Here is a 17306-nt window from a genome sequence, read left to right as displayed (position 1 = left end):
TAATCTCAACATGAAAAAACATACGCGCAAACACAAATGTAATCAGATAAGCTCCTTATAAATTCCCTTACAGGAACAGCGCGATCGCCGCCAGGAAGGCCTTGGGCGTCTCGATCATGGGGGCGTGGCCGCTGTCGGGGATGGTCACCAGCTTAGCACCAGGGATGCCGTCGGCGTAGAACTGGCCATCCGCCGGGGGCAGCAGCTTGTCCTCCGCCCCCCAGACCACCAGGGTGGGGATGGTGATGTCCTTCAGCTTGCCGTCCACCGCCTCGTTGAGCAGCGCCGGGTTGCTGTAGACGGAATGGATGGTCCAGGCGTCGCCCTTGGACAGGCTCCAGGCGAAGCCGCGCTTCAGGGCGGCCGGCCCGTTGGACCAGCGCGGATCATGGAAGATGGCGCCCAGCAGCGCCTTCTGCCCGGCCAGCGAGGCGGCGGGCGGCGGGGCGTCGGTACCAGTAGGTTTGGGGCCAAAGGTCTTGGCCATGGTGTCATGCCGGCCGGCGGCGTCGCACAGCACCAGCCGCGACGGCTTGGGCAGGGCGAAGGCGGGATCGGCGGCGACGCCGTCCAGGGCCTGGATGGTGTACTGCGCCGAAATCCAGCCGCCCAGGGATTCGCCCATCAGGGTGAAGTCCGTCACCTTCTTCTGGCGTAGGAATTCCCCCAGGAAATCCACCCAGGTCTGGATGGCGTAGTCGATCATGGGCTTGTCCGAGGCGCCGAAGCCCAGCTGATCCAGCGCCAGCACGTGGTGGGTCTTGGCGAGATCGGCCATGACCTTGCCCCAGTCGCCCTGCGCGCTGCTGCCCAGGCCGTGGACCAGCACCAGGGTGGGGCCCCGCCCCACCTCGTAATATTTGATCGAGGCGCCGAACAGCTGGATGGTCTGGGCCTCGGTCTTCGCCGCCCGTCCGGCGGCGGCGGGCGTCATGCCTTCAGCCGCATGCCCATTCCGCAGCGCCATAATGGGCGTCACCGCCAAGGCGGCCGCCAGCAGCGCCGCCCGTATCATCATCCCTGACCGCATTGGGTTCCCCGCATCGTTGGCCGACCCGCTGGGGCCGGCAGGGCAACAGGGTGCCTCCCTCTCCCCTAAAACAGCAAGAGCGGTCAGGACGGGGATGTCGGCATTGGTCATAGTGGCGGCATGAACCAGCCACGCCCCGACCGCCTCGCCGACCTCTTGTCCTGGATCGAGGACAATTTGGACCAGCCGCTGACACTGGACGACATCGCCGCACGCATGGCGCTGTCGCCCTATCATTTCTCCCGCCTGTTCACCGCCCGCATGGGCCGTGGCGTCATGGCCCATGTCCGGGGGCGGCGGCTGGTCAAGGCGGCGCAGCGCCTAGCCAGCGATCCCGCAGTGCGCCTGATCGACTTGGCGTTCGATTGCGGTTTCGATTCCCAGGAAGCGTTCACCCGCGCCTTCGGGCGTCTTTTCGGAGTGGCCCCCGGCCGGTTCCGGAAGGGCTACGCCGCCACCCCCTTTGAAGGACAATATCCCATGAGCCTGCCCGACAGCATCGACGTCGATGTCATCCATCTGCCTGACTTGGTCCCCCTGGACGCCTTCACCGTCGCCGGCCCGTCACGACGCTTCGACGGCGCCACCAAGGCCACCATTCCGCAACTGTGGCCGGCGCTGATCGGCGCCCTGCCCTTCGCGGGACAGGAACCCAGCTGGGCCACCTACGGCGTGGTGTGGGCGGCGGACCGGGCGGAAGGTAGCTTCGATTACATGGCCGGCGTCCGCGTCGCCCCCGACGCCACGCCGCCGACGGGGTTCACCACCCTGCGCATCCCGGCCGCGACCTACGCTGTGTTCCGCATCACGCTGAACGGCGGCCCCCTGCACCCCCAGGTCAAGACGGCCATGGCCCGCATCTGGGGCGAGTTGATCCCGGCGTCAGGCCTCAAGGTGGCGGACAGCCCGGACTTCGAGCTTTACGACAGCGAATTCGCGCCCACCCGCCCCGGCGCCATCATCGACTTCCACGTGCCGGTGGTGACGTGAGGCGGCCTTTGGCGATCAGTGCCCCTTCACCGGGCCGCCGTCCTTGCGCCGGCCGGTCAGGGCGGCGATGACGCCGTGCAGGGTGCGCACCTCCTGCTCCGTCATGTGCGCCCGCTGCAGCATGTTGCGGATGTTGCGCACCATGCTGGGGCGCTTCTCCTCGCTGGTGTAGAAGCCGGTGGCGTCCAGCTCCAGCTCCAGGTGCTCGAACAGGTTGACCAGTTCCTCCTTGGTCGCGGGGCGGGAGTTGCCGGTGTAGAGCTGGCGCTCCGGCCCTTCATAGCCCGCCTGGAACCATTCGTGCGCCACCAACAGCACGCACTGCGCCAGGTTCAGGGAGGAAAAGCCTGGGTTCAGCGGGATGGTGATGATGGTGTCGGCCAGCGCGATGTCGTCATTGACCAGGCCCGTGCGCTCCGGCCCGAATAGGATGCCGACGCCGCGGCCCACCTGGGCATGCGCCCGCATCTCCGTCGCCGCCTCGCGCGCCGTCAGCACGGTCTTGACCATGTAACGGGGGCGCGCCGTGGTGGCGTAGACCTTCTGCAGGTCGGCGATGGCGTCCTTGGTGCTCTCGTACACGCGGGCCTGGTCCAGCACCAGGGTGGCGCCGGCCGACGCCGACACCGCCTTCTCGTTGGGCCAGCCGTCGCGCGGGTTCACCAGGCGCAGGTCGGTCAGGCCGTGGTTCAGCATGGCCCGCGCCACGGTGCCGATGTTCTCCCCCAACTGGGGCTCCACCAGGATGACGGCCGGGCCCGCGCCCTCCTCCGTCCCTTCAGCCTGGGATTTGGCGAGCATACGGCGGTCGGTTCCACTCATGGCAAGGGGGTCCTGAACTGGCTTTCGTCCCTCACGCGGTGGGGACGGTGGCCCCCGCGCGGTAGAGACAATAGGTGATGCTGTCGAACAGCGCGTTGAACGAGGCGTCGATGACGTTGGCCGATACCCCGACGGTAACCCAAGGGGCGCCGTCCGGCATCCGCGTTTCAATCATGACGCGGGTCACCGCCTTGGTGCCGTCCTGGGGGGTCAGGATGCGGACCTTGTAGTCGACCAGCCGCATCCCGTCCAGATGCGGGTAGGCGGGGATCAGGGCCTTGCGCAGCGCCGTATCCAGCGCGTTCACCGGGCCGTTGCCCTCCGCCACCATCATCAGGGCGTCGGCCACGCCCGGCACCTCCAGCTTGGCGGTCGCCTCCGACAGGGTTACCAGCTGCCCCTGGGCGTTCCACCGCCGCTCATCCAGCACGCGGAAAGAGATGAGGCGGAAATAGTCCGGCAGGGTGCCCAGCGTGCGCCGGGCCAGCAGTTCGAAACTGGCCTCGGCGCCATCGTAGGCATAGCCCTCGAACTCCCGCCGCTTCACCGCCTCCACCAAGGCACCCACGCGCGGGTCGCCGGGTTCGATGCTGATGCCCACCTCACGCAGGCGGGCCAGGACGTTGGAGCGGCCGGCCTGGTCCGACACCACGACATGGCGCCGGTTGCCCACCGCCTCTGGCGGCACATGCTCATAGCTGGTGGGGTCCTTTTCCACCGCCGAGACGTGCAGGCCGCCCTTATGGGCGAAGGCGCTCTCCCCGACATAGGCGGCGTGGCGGTTGGGGGCGCGGTTCAGCCGGTCGTCCAGCAGGCGGCTGACATGGACCAGGCGGCGCATCCCCTCCCCGTCCACGCCGGTCTCATACCCCATCTTCAGGGACAGCGTGGGGATGAGGGAGATGAGGTTGGCGTTGCCGCAGCGCTCCCCCAGGCCGTTCAGGGTGCCCTGGATCATACGGGCGCCGGCGCGCACCGCCGCCAGACTGTTGGCCACGGCGTTCTCGGTGTCGTTATGGCAATGGATGCCCAGCCGATCGCCCGGAATCTCCCGCGCCACGGCCGCCACGATGGCCTCCACCTCGTGCGGCAGACTGCCGCCGTTGGTGTCGCACAGCACCACCCAGCGGGCCCCGCCCTCATAGGCCGCGCGCACGCAGGCCAGGGCATAGTCCGGATTGGCTTTATAGCCGTCGAAGAAATGCTCCGCGTCGAACAGCGGCTCGCGCCCCCGGGCGGCCGTCTCCGCCACGCTGTCGCGAATGAGGTCCAGGTTTTCCCCGCGCGGGATGTTCAGGGCCACGTCGACATGGAAATCCCAGGTTTTGCCCACCAGGCAGACGCCGGCGCCCGGCACCCCGTCCGTGGCGTTGAACAGGGCGTTCAGCCCCGGGTCGTTGCCGGCGCTGCGCCCTGGGCGGCGGGTCATGCCGAAGGCCGTCAGCCGCGCCCGCTTGAAGCGGGGCGGCTCGGCGAAAAAGGCGTCGTCCGTGGGGTTGGCGCCCGGCCAGCCGCCCTCGATATAGTCGATGCCCAGCGCATCCAGTTCCCGCGCGATGGCCGCCTTGTCAGCCGCGGTGAAGTCCACGCCCTGGGTCTGCGCGCCGTCGCGCAGCGTGGTGTCGTATAGGTAGATGCGGGGGCGATCGGTCATAACCAGGCCAGATAACGTAATGGAGTTGCGACAATGGCCCATCGCACGCAACGAAGCAACCTTGGAAGCCCTCAAGGGCGGACATGGCGGCCCTGCCGGACGCGGCGCGCGCCTTTATTTGCCCGTTCCGGGGAGGGGCGGCATGGCCCCGCAGGCCCGATGCCGCCCGCCGGCGCTTATTCGACTTGGCAGCCCTGCTGCTCGTAAGCGAAATCGCCGCTCTGCAGAGAGATCTTCATTTTGCAGGCCGAGGCCTGCACCGGGCGGATAGGGCCCAGGCAAACGGCGCCATTGGGCGTGAACGCCTCCAGATACCAGATGTGGCCGACATACGAGATGAAATCCACCGACTGCTTCGGCTGTAGCGTCGTGTAGTGCGTCAGGACCCCGTCAAATCCCGCCCACAGCACATTGATCTGGCTGTTGGTGGTGTTCTGCAAGCTCAGGCCGGACTTCACGCGCGACTGCGGCGACGCCTCCTGTTGATTGTCGCATTGCTGCGCACTGGCATACGAGGCGGACAGCAGGGGGAAAGCGAGGGCGCAGAAGAAAGAGAATTTACGCATGATCGATCTCCTAAATACTTGACATGTTCATTAGGTTTCAGCATATAGCGGCCACAGAAACCTTTCCTGCCAAGCTTTAATTTTTTAATTATTCAATACACTGAAGCATTAGGTCCCAACGCCAAGTCGAGCCAAGCATCATACGGCGCATATAACGGGGAGCTGCTCATATTTTGCTGATTTGTACATCAGTTCGGGCAACTACGCAAAATCAGAGCGCGAAACGCCCCCGATGGCCAGATGAAATGTAGGATTCAGCCACACCGATCCAGCTATAGGAAATTTTCCTTCCAGGAATATGCTTTATAATTCTAATTTCCGATTCACGTTCCTTCAATTCACAGGGAACAACAGCGTCGAATCCACCATTTTTGATAACGACTCCTTTCATTCAGAATAAACGGCGCGCCAACGGCTCCGTTGGGCCGGACAATCGACTTTCACCTGGACACTTCTCCTGGCCGAATGTCGGCACGACTGGCGACGGCTGATGCCGGCCCATGTCCTATGCTGGATGGCTGCTTGTCGTAACGGGATGGAGTGGCGCCCCCGCCCGCGCCGGTGTCAGCCGGAAGAGAAAGCAGGCCCGGGTAGCGCCCGAGCCTGATCGAAAGGGAAAGGACTGCGCAGGGGCTGTAGGGGCCTCTTGGTCTTTGGTGGGGTGGGGTATGACGCGCGCCATATTCCTTCCTCCATAGCCTCGATCCGGCGCCCCTGCCCAGAAGGCCCCCCGCCCCGGCCGCGCGTTGACAGCCCTGCAGGCAGTCCCCACCTTTGGCCGGCCCCCTTCGCAGGAAGCCACCCCTCGCATGCCGGCGCACACCGCAATTCCCTTCGCCGATCCCGCCTTCATGAATCCCGACGGGTTCCATCGGCAGGGGCGCGGCCTGATCGACCAGGGCCGTCCCGAGGACGCGCTGCCCGTCTTCCAGCATGCGGCCCTGTTGGCCCGGCAAGGCGGCGGCCAAGGGGTCGTGGACGCGGACCGCCTGGGCCGCATCCTCTATGACGTGGGCTATTGCCTCTACGATCTGGGCCGCATCGACGAGGCGCTGGCGGAGTTCCAGGACGCCGTGGCGGCGGCGGAACAGGGCGACGCCCATGGGCTGGTGCACGGCGACAACCTGGCCGCCTGCCTGCACCTGGTGGGTACCTGCCTGGCCCGTCTGGGCCGGGATACGGAGGCGCTGGCCTGGTTCCAGCAGGCGGCGGAGGCCGCCGGCCGGGGCGATGCCCAGGGCCGGGTGGACCGCGAGGCCGTGGGCCACAGCCTGCACCAGGCCGCCGCCTGCCTGGCGCGCCAGGGTCAGCCCGACCAGGCCCTGCCCTGGCTGCAGCAGGCCGTGGCCGCCAAGGAGCAAGGCGACGGCACCGCGCGCGTGGACCACGCCAGCCTGGGCGCCAGCCTGCACCTGATGGCGGACTGCCTCTACGCCCTGGGCTTGGTCGAGGATGCGCTGGTCTGGTTCCAACGCAGCGTCCAGGCACTGGAGCGGGGCGCGCCCGATACCCCCATCAACCACGACGATGTCGGCCGCGCCCGCCTGCGCGTCAGCCACTGCCTGACGGACCTGAAACGCCCTGCCGACGCCCTGCCCTGGGCATTGGCCGCCGTCACGGCGGTGGAGGACGGCGACGCCGCCGGCCGCGTGAACCTGGAAGGCCTGTGCCACGCCTTGCAGGCGGTGGGCGACACGCTGGCTAGCATGGGCCGCTTCGACGAGGCCATGGACTGGTACCGCCACGCCGCCGAGACCGCCGAACACGGCGACCCCGCCGGCCTGGCCGCCACCCTCACCGCCGGCGCCGCCTGCCTGCGCAAGCTGGGCCGGACGGAGGAAGCCGGCGCCTGGGAGCTGAGGGCCAGGGCGCCGGTGGGCTAATTCAAAACCAGCCCTACGCCCGCTTCCACGTCGTGCCTTGCGGCCCGTCCTCCAGCACCACGCCTTGGTCCAGCAGCGCCTTGCGGATGCGGTCGGCCTCGGCGAAGTTCTTGGCGGCGCGGGCGTCCTTGCGCGCCTGGATGGCGGCCTGGATGGCGGCCTCGTCCAGGCCTTCCGCGCCCTTCGGCGTCCAACGGAACCAGGCCTCGGGGTCCTGGGACAGCAGACCCATCAGATTGGCGGCGGCCTTGAAGCTGGCGGCCACGGCCTGGCGGGCGGCGCCGTCCGCCTCCTTATGGAAGCGGTTGGCCAGCTCGTGCAGCAGACTGAAGGCCAGCGGCGTGTTCAGGTCATCCTCCAGCGCCGCCAGCACGTCGGCCGGGACCTCACCTGCCGGCACAGTACCGGCGGCGCGCAGCACGCCGTACCAGCGGTCCAGCGTGGCCTTGGCCTGACGCAGGCCTTCCTTGGAGAAGTCCAGCGGCTGGCGGTAGTGGGCCTGCAGCAGCGCCAGGCGCAGGGCCTCGCCCGGCACCTCGTCCAGCAGTTCCGCCACCGTGAAGATGTTGCCCAGCGACTTCGACATCTTGTCGCCGGACATGGTGAGGAAGCCGGCGTGGACCCAGTAGTTGGCCATGACCGGGGTGCCGTGGGCGCAGCGGCTCTGCGCGATCTCGTTCTCATGGTGGGGGAAGATCAGGTCCAGCCCGCCGCCGTGCACGTCGAACACCGGGCCCAGGTGGGCGGCGGTCATGGCGCTGCACTCGATATGCCAGCCGGGGCGGCCGCGGCCCCAGGGGCTGTCCCAGCCCGGCTGGTCCGCCGCCGACGGCTTCCACAGGATGAAGTCGGCCGGGCTTTTCTTGTAGGGCGCCACCTCCACCCGCGCGCCGGCGATCATCTCATCCTGGCTGCGGCGCGACAGGCGGCCGTAATCGGGCATGGACGGCACGTTGAACAGCACGTGGCCCTCGGCGGCATAGGCGTGGCCGCCCGCGATCAGCCGCCCGATCATGCCGATCATGGCGTCAATGTGCCCGGTGGCGCGCGGCTCCACGTCCGGGCGCAGCAGGTTCAGGGCGTCCATGTCGGCATGGAACTGCGCCGTCGTCGTCTCCGTCACCGTCTCGATGGACTGCCCCAGGGCCTTGGCCCGGTCCATGATCTTGTCGTCAACGTCGGTGATGTTCCGGGCGTAGGTCACGACCGGGTACAGGTGCTTCATCACCCGCGCCAGCAGGTCGAGGGCGGTAAAGGTGCGGCCGTTGCCGATATGGGCGTAGCTGTAGACGGTGGGACCGCAGCAATAGATCCGCACATGGCTGGCGTCGACGGGCACGAAGACTTCTTTCGCGCGGGTGAGCGTATTGTAGAGCTGGAGCGCCATGTGGGGTTAACCTGGGTTGGAAGATAACGACGATACTGGTTTGATAACACGAACGATTTAAGCGGTGATGACTTAAGCCATCTGGCCGGACAGCCGGGCCAGCGCCCGTTCCCGCCCGATGAGCGGCAGCAGGGTCTTCAGTTCCGGCCCATGCTCCAGGCCCGTCAGCGCCAGGCGCAGGGGCATGAACAGGGCCTTGCCCTTGGCGCCGGTGGCGGCCTTCACCGCGTCCACCCACTGGCCCCAGGTGTCGGCGCCCCAGGGTGCCGGGGGCAGCACCTGGGCTGCGGCGGTCAGGAAGACGGCATCGGTCACCACCGGCGCCAGCGGCGCGTGGGTGATGTCCCACCATCCCTTGGCCTCCGCCACGTGGGTGATGTTGGGGCGCACGGCCAGCCAGAAGGCCTCATCCGCGCCCGGCATGCCCAGGGCCGGCAGGCGGTCCGCCACCGCCGCGTAGGGCAGGTGGTGCAGGATCTGGGCGTTCAGGCGGTGCAGGTCCTCCGCATCGAACTTGGGCGTGCCCCGGCCGACCTTGGCCAGGTCGAAATCGGCCACCAGTTCATCCAGCGTTCCCTTGGCCTCCACCGCGTCCGACGTGCCGATCTTGGCCAGCAGCGACAGGATGGACAGGGGCTCCAGCCCCGATTCCTCGCGCAGGCTTTTCAGGCTCAGGCTGCCCAGGCGCTTGGACAGGCCGGCCCCGCTGGCGTCGGTGATCAGGGGGAAATGGCCGAAGGCGGGGACGGGGCCCCCCAGCGCTTCACAGAGCTGAATCTGCACGGCGGTGTTCGCGACGTGGTCTTCACCCCGGATAACATGGGTGATGCCCAGCTCGATGTCGTCCACCACCGAGGCGAAGGTGTACAGCGGCTGGCCATCCTCGCGGATCAGCACCGGGTCGCTGAGGTCCTGGCCCTGGAATCGCTGAGGTCCACGCACCAGATCGTCCCAGACGACGGGGATGTGCTCCAGTTTCAGGCGCCAATGCGGGCGGCGCCCCTCCGCCTCCAGCCGCGCGCGGTCGGCGTCGGTCAGGCGCAGGGCGGCGCGGTCGTACAGCGGCGGGCGGTGCTGGGCCAGCTGGGCCTTGCGCTTCAGGCCCAACTCGTCCGGCGTCTCATAGCAGGGGTAGAGGCGGCCGGCGGCCTTCAGTCGCTCGGCGGCGGCGGTATAGCGGTCCAGCCGGTCGGACTGGCGGGCGTAGCGGTCCCACGTCAGGCCCAGCCAGCGCAGGTCTTCCTCGATGCCGGCGGCGTACTCGGCCGTCGATCGCTCCCGGTCCGTGTCGTCCATACGCAGCATGAAGCTGCCGCCTTGGCGGCGGGCGAACAGCCAGTTCATCACCGCCGCGCGGGCGTTGCCGATGTGCAGGCGGCCGGTGGGGCTGGGAGCGAAACGGACGGCGACAGGGCTCATGGGACGAAAAAGCCTTCAGAAAACCGGACGAAAACCAAGGGTCGCAGCGATACCATGAAGCGGCCGAAAAGCAAAAGGCGGAGCCACCGGCCCCGCCCTGTCTTCTGCCAGCCCCTCAAACGCCGGGCGCCGCCATCTTCGACGCCCGCTGGGTCTATGCAAGGAACCGTTCAGAATTTTTTGCGGTGGAAGGCGGCGGCCAGCGCCTTGACGGAGGCCGCCTGCTTCACCGTGCCCTCGCTCTTGGGCGGCGGGGCACCATTCAGGATGGGCGGCTGGTTGGCCAGGCGGGTGCCGCCCATGCGGGCGACGATGGCGTCCAGCTGGGCCTGGGTCAGGCGTTGCGGCGCCGGGGCCCGGCGGCTGGTGGCGCCGCCGGGGGCCGCGGCGGCGGGGGCCATGGCGGGCACGGCGGGGCCGCCCCGGTACGCCCGCTCGATGGCGGCGCCGGTGATGCCCTTCAGGAAGGGCTTGCACAAGCCGCGCATCAGTTGCTCGTCCGCCAGGGCCCAGGCCATCAGGATGCGCTGCGCCTGGGCGCGGCTGCCCTGCGCCTGGGCCATCGCCTCGCGGATTTTCATGGTGACGTAGGTTTCGCTCATGGAACGGGCCCCCACCGGGCGGCGGTCCACGCCGGACCAGCCATTCTAAATCGCCGCGCACTCACCGCCTGGCGCCATCGACCACGGCCGGCGGCATGCCCATATAAGGCAGAGATAAGAAAAGTTTAGCGCAGGAGCCCCCGAACCGGAACGGAAAAGACACCGACCGCATTCGCCGGCCGACCCTGCCTTGTAACCATCCTTGGTGTATAAACCATCGGATGAGGCTCGGCAGGCCGGCACCACCGCCGTATAGTCCCTCCACGCTCGCGACCTGGCCCCCACCACGACACCCCCATGCTGATCGAGATCGTCGCCGACTTCGTCTGTCCGTGGTGCTACATCGGCAAGCGCCGGCTGGAGCGCGCGCTGGCCCAGCGCCCGACGCAACAGCCGGAGGTGCGCTGGCTGCCCTTCCAGCTGGACCCCGACACGCCGCCCAGCGGCATCGACCGCACCATCGACCAACTGGCCAAGTTCGGCAGCGTCGAGCGCATCCGCCAGGTCAACACCCTGCTGGAACAGACGGCGGCGGCCGAGGGCCTGACCCTGAACCTGGACCGGATCCGCCGTACGCCCAACACGCTGGACGCCCATCGCCTGCTGCGCCATGCCGACGCCAACGGCCAGGGCGGCGCCCACACCCAGGAGCTGGCCGCCGCCCTGCAGGCCGCCTTCTTCCGCGACGGCCGCGACATCGGCGACCGCGCGGTGCTGGCCGCCATCGCCGGGGAAGCGGGACTGGACGCCGATGCCGCCGCGGCCTTCCTGCACAGCGACGCCGACCGCGACGCCCTGCGCCAGGCGCTGGCCACCGTGCGCCAGCTGGGCATCCAGGCGGTGCCCTGCTTCATCTTCAACCGCCTCTATTCCCTGTCCGGCGCCCAGGAACCGGGCGCCTTCCTGCCCCTGCTGGACCTGGCGGGGTCGGAGGGCGTGGTGGCCAGCGCGGCGGGCTGAACCGGAACCGTCGGCACCTCAACGAGGTTGAAACGGCATGCCTCCAACCGAACCCGACACCGCGCCCGAGATCGCCCATATCGCCACGCCGCTGCTGGACGTGGCCTACATCACCGGCGGGCCGGCCGACGGGCCGCCGGTGATGCTGCTGCACGGCTGGCCGGACGACGCCCACACCTGGGATCGGGTGGCGCCGGCCCTGTGGGAAGCGGGCTACAAGACGGTGGCGCCTTGGCTGCGCGGTTTCGGCCCCACGCGCTTCCTGTCCAGCCAGACCACCCGCTCCGGCCAGATCGCCGCCCTGGCGCAAGACGCGCTGGACCTCGCCAACGCCCTGGACTGGCAACGCTTCAGCGTCATCGGCCACGACTGGGGCGCCCGCATCGCCTATTTCCTGGCCGCGGTGGCGCCGGACCGCCTGCACCGCATCGCCGCCCTGTCGGTGGGCTGGGGGCCGGGCAGCCTGCCCACGCCCTCTCTGCCCCAGGCCCAGCGCTATTGGTACCAGTGGTTCCTGACGACGGAGCGCGGGGCGGAAACCATCTGCCACGACGGCAAGGCGTTCGCCCGCTATCAATGGGACAGTTGGAGCCCCGCCGGGTGGTATGAGGAGGCGGCGTTCGAACGGACGGCGGCCGCCTTCGAGAACCCCGACTGGGCCGCCATCACCCTGCATTCCTACCGCGTGCGCTGGGATGAGGCGAAACCCGACCCGCGCTATACCGAGATGGAAAAGCGCCAGCGCGCCGCCCGCACCCTGGCCGTGCCCACCCTGATGATCCAGGGCGGCGACGATCGCTGCACCCTGCCTGCCACGACGGCGGTCAACGAGGGCCATTTCACCGGCCCCTACCGCCGCGCGGTGCTGCCTGGCGTGGGCCACTTTCCCACGCGCGAGGCGCCGGAGGCGGTTAGCCGCCTGTTGCTGGACTTCCTGGCGACGGGAACGGCGGAGGCCTGACGTTCAGTTCTTGATCACCCTGGGCAGGCTGGTGATCGGCTCCAGCGTGATGCGGCGGAAATAGGTTTCCGCCCCTTCGGACTGCAATTGGATATGGCCGTGGGTCAGGGGCGCCCAGCCCTCGCCCTCCCGCATCCGCAGGTCGCGCACCACCATCACCGGCACGCCGTTCACCACGTGCACCGCCTAGTCGCCCAGGACATAGAGGTCCAGCACGTTCCATTCCCCCACCGGCTTTTCAGCGTCGCTGCCCGCCTCCACATTCCAGGCCGGCGGCCCCACGGTGACCGCGCGGCCGCCCATCATGTAGCGGCGCTGGGGATCGATCCGGGCGCGGTCGCGCCCCACCTCGGTCACCGCCGTCACGTTGGGGCCCACGGGCACCACCATGCCGACGGAGCCCAGCATGATCTCGAACTCCGCCGCCGCCATCCAGGTGCCGTAGACGGCGCCCGGCGCGCCATGGCTGTGGTACAGCAGGCCATTGTTCCACGGCAGATCCCGGCGCGGGGCATAACGGGTCCTGCCCCACTTGTATTCCAGGCGCAGGTGATAGTTGGCGTGGTCGCCCCGATTGACGATGCCGCCCCAGGTCTGCCCGGTGATGAAGATCGCCGGCTCCCCCTCCTCCGTCACCACGTGGAAAATCTTGGCGACGGTGGCCTTGTCGGCGCCGATGGGCGTCTGCCCGGGCTGGGCCAGGTAGGTGCGCGCCGGATCGGGATAGCCCAGCCAGGCGTCCCAGCCGTCCAGGTCGCGGCCGTTGAACAGGCTGACCGCCGGCCCGGCCGGCGCCGGCACGTCCACCAGGCGCAGATGCTGCGCCTGGAACGGCGGGTCACCCGCCAGCACCGCCTCCAGCGCCGGGTTGGCCGAAACCTTTTCCGCCTGGGCCGAAGCCGTGCCGCCCAGCCCCACCGCCAAAACCAGTGCCCATGCCACCCTCATCGCCATACCGCCTCCCCAACTTTCCTGATTATCTCGATGTTATCGATTTCATAGCAGCGAAAGCGGCAAAACGGCAGGGGTTTGTAGGCGCACGCGTCATTCCTCGCTGCGGACCGTCGCGAAGTGGCCCCATGACCGCCCACCGAGATGGCCGTTGCCCCGGCGTCGAGACCTGACGAGGCTGTGGCCCTCAACGAGAAGGGAACAGCGGCATGAACGGATGGCGGTGCGACCGGCGCAGGGTGCTGGGGGGCCTGGCCGGCCTGGCGCTCACCGGCACGGTGCCGGCGATGGCGCGGGCCACGGAATCGGCCGCGTCCGCCCCAGCCAGGCTGGCCGCGTTGCTGGAGCGCTGGCGCGATGATCCCCATCCCGACCTCAAGGGCGTGGTGGTGCTGCGGCACGGTCAGCGCATCGCCGAGGCCTATTACAACGGCGATGACGCCACCACACTGCACGACATCCGCTCCGCCACCAAAAGCCTGACCAGCCTGCTAATGGGCATCGCCATCGATCACGGCCGGGTGGCGGGCGTGGACGCCCCCATCACCCGCTACCTGCCCGGCCCCCTGCCAGGGGGATGGCCGGCGGGATGGGAGTCCATCACCATCCGCGACCTGCTGACCATGCGCTCCGGCCTGGCGGCCGACGACACCAACCCCGCCTCCCCCGGCAATGAGGACACGCTGGACGAGGCCGGGGAGAAGACCGGCGACTGGGCCACCGCCGCCCTGGCCGTGCCGGTGCGCGAGCCGCCGGGCCGCACCTACCAGTACTGCTCCCTCAACGCCTTCCTGACCGGCCTGATCGTGGAGCGCGCCACGGGCCAGGGCCTGGACGCGTTCGCGCAAGAGGCGCTGTTCGCCCCGCTGGGCATCGCGGTCCACAGCTGGCGCCAGCTTCCCGGCGGCCACGGCACCGGCCAGGGCAACCTGTCGATCACCGCCCGCGACGCCGCCACCATCGGCCAGTTGATCCTGGACGACGGGCTCCACCAGGGCCGGCGCGTCGTCAGCCAGCGGTGGCTGAGCGACAGTCTGGCCCGCATCCATCCCATCGCTGCCAGCGACCCCTACGCCGACTTCTATGGCTACATGTGGTACGCCAAGGATGAGCCCGTCGGGGATAAGCAGGCGGGCGACGGCCGCACCGTGCCCGTCCACTTCGCCTCGGGCAACGGCGGTAACAAGATCTACGTGGTCCCGTCGCTGGACCTGGTGGTGGCCATCACCTCCAGCGCCTACGGCAAGGGCTATGGCCAGCGGCGATCGCAGGATATCCTGCTGGGTATTCTGGCGGCCCTGTCCTGACGCCCCGGGGCCTGACGAACAGCGGCCGCCCAATATGCCACCGGTGTTCGCCGCGGGATGAGAGCGCCGAACCGGCCGGGTTCGGACCAGGGCGACCGCGTTGCGCATCCGGTCCCCGTCGCCCATTTCCCGGCCCCATTAACAACGCCCACCAAGCGGCGTACACTGGCCCAAAACCGGGAGCGGCGCTTAACCGCCCTGCGCGGCTGGGTCGCCGACCATCGCGCCTCCGCCGCCATGACACCCTCCGCCTTGGGCCCCAGCGATCTCTGGGCCCCTGCCTGATACCGCAACGCGTTCAGGAGGATCAGGGCATGACACAAGAAACCATACGCAATCCCGTGGAATGGACATGGGAACGGCTGGGTGAGGCGGCGGCGGGCGTGGCGTCCGTTGGCAGGGCCATCGGGCATATGGAGGACATGCGGGCGCGGGAGGCGCCCACGGTGCGGCGCATCGGCGTGGCCGACCTGGGCGAGGCCATCGCCGCCGGCTTCCGCGACTTCGGCGCCTTCCGTACCGACGTCTTCGCGCTGTGCATCATCTATCCCATCCTGGGCTGCGTGCTGGCCCGGGCGGCGGTGAACCTGAACATGCTGCCGATGCTGTTCCCGCTGGCGTCCGGCTTCGTGCTGGTGGGGCCGGTGGCGGCCATTGGCCTCTTGGAGATGAGCCGGCAGCGGGAACGCGGCGCCCAGCCCAGCTGGCGCGAGGCGTTCGGGCCCCTGCGGTCGCCGGCCATCGCCGCCATCGCGGCCCTGGGCTTCCTGCTGACGGTTATTTACTTCGCCTGGCTGTACGCCGCCCAGGGCATCTATGACGCCACCCTGGGCCCGCAGCCTCCGGCCTCGGTGGCGCAGTTCGCGGCCGACGTGGCGGGCAGCGGCGCCGGCTGGACCATGATCGCGGTGGGCTGCGCCGTGGGCGCCGGCTTCGCGGCATTGGTGCTGGCCATCGCCGCCATCAGCTTCCCCCTGCTGCTGGACCGCGACGTGCCGCTGCACACCGCCGTCGGCACCTCCATGCGGGCGGTGGCACGTAACCCGGGGGTCATGGCCCTGTGGGGCCTGATCGTGGCGGGAAGCCTGCTGGCGGGCACCCTGCCCGCCTTCGTCGGCCTGATCGTGGTGATGCCGGTGCTGGGCCACAGCACCTGGCACCTCTACCGCCGGCTGGTGGCGTAATACGCGTGGCATTTGATCGTGACCGCTCAAATGCCCCCTCAGTCGCCGGGCGCCAACATCCGCTGGCTTGGCTTCCTCGCTGCGCCCTGCGGTGCTCGCTCCGGCGGACGCGGTCGCGTCCTATAGCGGCACGAGTCAAAATCTCGTGCCGCTATACCCTCGGGCTCGGCCGTCCCGACCTTCCCTTGCAGACGGCACGCCGCCCCAACCGGCGCCCCGCCCCCTGGGCTTACTACGCCTGCGCCAGGGCCTGGCTGAGATCGGCCAGGATGTCGTCGATGTGCTCGATACCGATGGACAGGCGGACATAGCCGGGGGTGACGCCGGTGGCCGCCTGGTCCTCCGCCGACAGCTGGGAATGGGTAGTGCTGGCCGGGTGGATGGCCAGGCTGCGGGCGTCGCCGATGTTGGCGACGTGGTAGAACAGCTTCAGCGCGTCGATGAAGCGGCGGCCAGCGTCGGCGCCATCCTTAAGCTCGAAGCCCACCAGGGCGCCATGGCCGCCCCTCAGCACCGCGTCCGCCCGGCGGCGCAGCTCTCCCGTCTGCCGGCTGGGGTGGATGACGCCGGACACCTTGGGGTGCTCCGCCAGGAAGGCGGCGACGGCGCTGGCGTTGCGGTTATGCTCCCGCATGCGCAGCGGCAGGGTTTCCAGCCCCTGGATGGCCTGGAAGGCGTTGAAGGGGCTAAGCGCCGCGCCGATGTCGCGCAGCAGGGTGACGCGGGCGCGCAGGATGTAGGCGATAGGGCCCAGCGGCTTCACCGCCTGCGTCCACACCGCGCCGTGATAGCTGGGGTCCGGCTGGTTCAGCAGGGGGAAGCGGTCGGCATGCGCCTCCCAGTCGAAATTGCCGCCGTCGATCAGGGCGCCGCCGATGCTGGTGCCATGGCCGCCGATATACTTGGTGGTGGAATAGACGACGACGGCCGCCCCATGGTCCAGCGGGCGGGCGATGATGGGCGTCGCCGTGTTGTCCATGATCAGCGGCACGCCCAGCTCCCGCCCAATGGCGGCCACCTCGGCGATGGGGAAGACGCGCAGCTTGGGGTTGGGTAGCGTCTCGGCGTAATAGGCGCGGGTACGGTCGTCGGTGGCGCGGCGGAAGTTCTCCGGATCCGACGGATCGACGAAGCGCGCCTCGATGCCCAACTGCTTGCAGGTGTTGGCGAACAGGTTCCAGGTGCCGCCATACAGGTCGGTGGAGGTGACGAAGTTGTCGCCGGCGCTGGCCACGTTCAGGATGGCGAAGGTGCTGGCCGCCTGGCCCGACGCCACCGCCAGGGCCGCCACCCCGCCCTCCAGCGCCGCCAGCCGCTGTTCCAGCACGTCGGTGGTGGGGTTCATGATGCGGGTGTAGATGTTGCCCAGTTCCTTGAGCGCGAACAGGTTGGCGGCGTGCTCCGTGCTTTGGAACTGGTAGGATGTCGTCTGGTAGAGGGGCACGGCCACGGCGCCCGTGGCGGGGTCGGCGCGGTACCCGGCGTGCAGGGCCAGGGTCTCGGGGTGCTTGCTGTCTACGGCCATGGTGACATCCTCCGCTCATTATTCGACGTTGCGGCGATTGTTGCCTCAGCCGTTCGGAAATTGCA

At 68.8% G+C, this 17306-nt stretch carries 14 protein-coding genes and 1 pseudogene; 6 read left to right on the top strand and 9 right to left on the bottom strand.

Features of this window, described 5'->3' with window-relative positions; all coding sequences use genetic code 11:
* Positions 1-67: 67 nt before the first annotated feature.
* A complete protein-coding gene (locus FBZ89_RS08780) occupies positions 68-1018 on the bottom strand; it encodes an alpha/beta fold hydrolase (RefSeq protein ID WP_246172098.1) in 951 nt (316 codons plus the stop codon).
* A 132-nt stretch (positions 1019-1150) separates the two neighbouring features.
* Here FBZ89_RS08780 and FBZ89_RS08775 point away from each other — a divergent pair, with 132 nt between their 5' ends.
* Positions 1151-2020 carry an AraC family transcriptional regulator gene (locus tag FBZ89_RS08775; protein ID WP_145749631.1) on the top strand — a complete coding sequence of 290 codons (870 nt, stop codon included), beginning with the start codon at positions 1151-1153 and terminating at the stop codon, positions 2018-2020.
* Between the two features lie 15 nt (positions 2021-2035).
* Here FBZ89_RS08775 and FBZ89_RS08770 read toward each other — a convergent pair whose 3' ends face one another.
* The 3 genes from FBZ89_RS08770 to FBZ89_RS08760 all read right to left on the bottom strand — a co-directional run bounded on the left by FBZ89_RS08770 (position 2036) and on the right by FBZ89_RS08760 (position 5062).
* Positions 2036-2842: an RNA methyltransferase gene (locus FBZ89_RS08770; protein WP_040845937.1), complete on the bottom strand. Its 807-nt coding sequence runs from the start codon at positions 2840-2842 to the stop codon at positions 2036-2038.
* A gap of 31 nt (positions 2843-2873) precedes the next feature.
* Positions 2874-4496 (bottom strand): citramalate synthase, encoded by a 1623-nt coding sequence (gene cimA / locus FBZ89_RS08765; RefSeq protein WP_145749630.1) that lies wholly within the window; start codon positions 4494-4496, stop codon positions 2874-2876.
* A gap of 176 nt (positions 4497-4672) precedes the next feature.
* Entirely contained in the window at positions 4673-5062 is a 390-nt protein-coding gene (locus FBZ89_RS08760) for a VHL beta domain-containing protein (RefSeq protein ID WP_145749629.1), read from the bottom strand.
* Positions 5063-5871: 809 nt separating this feature from the next.
* Here FBZ89_RS08760 and FBZ89_RS08755 point away from each other — a divergent pair.
* Positions 5872-6945: a tetratricopeptide repeat protein gene (locus FBZ89_RS08755; RefSeq protein ID WP_145749628.1), complete on the top strand. Its 1074-nt coding sequence runs from the start codon at positions 5872-5874 to the stop codon at positions 6943-6945.
* A gap of 13 nt (positions 6946-6958) precedes the next feature.
* Here the strand turns inward: FBZ89_RS08755 and cysS are convergent, their stop codons facing one another.
* The 3 genes from cysS to FBZ89_RS08740 all read right to left on the bottom strand — a co-directional run bounded on the left by cysS (position 6959) and on the right by FBZ89_RS08740 (position 10353).
* The gene (cysS, locus tag FBZ89_RS08750; RefSeq protein ID WP_145749627.1) at positions 6959-8332 is read right to left on the bottom strand and encodes a cysteine--tRNA ligase; all 1374 of its coding nucleotides are present in this window, start codon (positions 8330-8332) and stop codon (positions 6959-6961) included.
* A gap of 72 nt (positions 8333-8404) precedes the next feature.
* Positions 8405-9751, bottom strand: a complete 1347-nt coding sequence (gene gltX / locus FBZ89_RS08745; RefSeq protein ID WP_145749626.1) for a glutamate--tRNA ligase — start codon at positions 9749-9751, stop codon at positions 8405-8407.
* A gap of 170 nt (positions 9752-9921) precedes the next feature.
* Positions 9922-10353: a hypothetical protein gene (locus tag FBZ89_RS08740; RefSeq protein WP_145749625.1), complete on the bottom strand. Its 432-nt coding sequence runs from the start codon at positions 10351-10353 to the stop codon at positions 9922-9924.
* A gap of 297 nt (positions 10354-10650) precedes the next feature.
* On the opposite strand from FBZ89_RS08740, the gene FBZ89_RS08735 reads away from it, so the two are divergent.
* Together FBZ89_RS08735 and FBZ89_RS08730 are read left to right on the top strand one after the other, a co-directional pair.
* Entirely contained in the window at positions 10651-11313 is a 663-nt protein-coding gene (locus FBZ89_RS08735; protein ID WP_145749624.1) for a DsbA family oxidoreductase, read from the top strand.
* Positions 11314-11350: 37 nt separating this feature from the next.
* A complete protein-coding gene (locus FBZ89_RS08730) occupies positions 11351-12274 on the top strand; it encodes an alpha/beta fold hydrolase (RefSeq protein ID WP_145749623.1) in 924 nt (307 codons plus the stop codon).
* A 3-nt stretch (positions 12275-12277) separates the two neighbouring features.
* Here the strand turns inward: FBZ89_RS08730 and FBZ89_RS08725 are convergent.
* Positions 12278-13222: pseudogene (locus tag FBZ89_RS08725) on the bottom strand (3-keto-disaccharide hydrolase).
* A gap of 212 nt (positions 13223-13434) precedes the next feature.
* On the opposite strand from FBZ89_RS08725, the gene FBZ89_RS08720 reads away from it, so the two are divergent.
* Both FBZ89_RS08720 and FBZ89_RS08715 read left to right on the top strand, forming a co-directional pair.
* Entirely contained in the window at positions 13435-14532 is a 1098-nt protein-coding gene (locus FBZ89_RS08720; protein ID WP_145749622.1) for a serine hydrolase domain-containing protein, read from the top strand.
* A gap of 314 nt (positions 14533-14846) precedes the next feature.
* The gene (locus tag FBZ89_RS08715) at positions 14847-15716 is read left to right on the top strand and encodes a DUF2189 domain-containing protein (RefSeq protein ID WP_145749621.1); all 870 of its coding nucleotides are present in this window, start codon (positions 14847-14849) and stop codon (positions 15714-15716) included.
* Between the two features lie 232 nt (positions 15717-15948).
* Here the strand turns inward: FBZ89_RS08715 and FBZ89_RS08710 are convergent, their stop codons facing one another.
* On the bottom strand, positions 15949-17241 hold the full coding sequence (locus tag FBZ89_RS08710) for an O-acetylhomoserine aminocarboxypropyltransferase/cysteine synthase family protein (protein ID WP_145749620.1): 1293 nt from the start codon (positions 17239-17241) through the stop codon (positions 15949-15951).
* Positions 17242-17306 lie beyond the last annotated feature (65 nt).

Origin of the sequence: Nitrospirillum amazonense, assembly GCF_007828045.1 — a bacterium.
Lineage (GTDB): Bacteria > Pseudomonadota > Alphaproteobacteria > Azospirillales > Azospirillaceae > Nitrospirillum > Nitrospirillum amazonense_C.
This window is presented reverse-complemented; position numbering and strand designations above follow the sequence as displayed.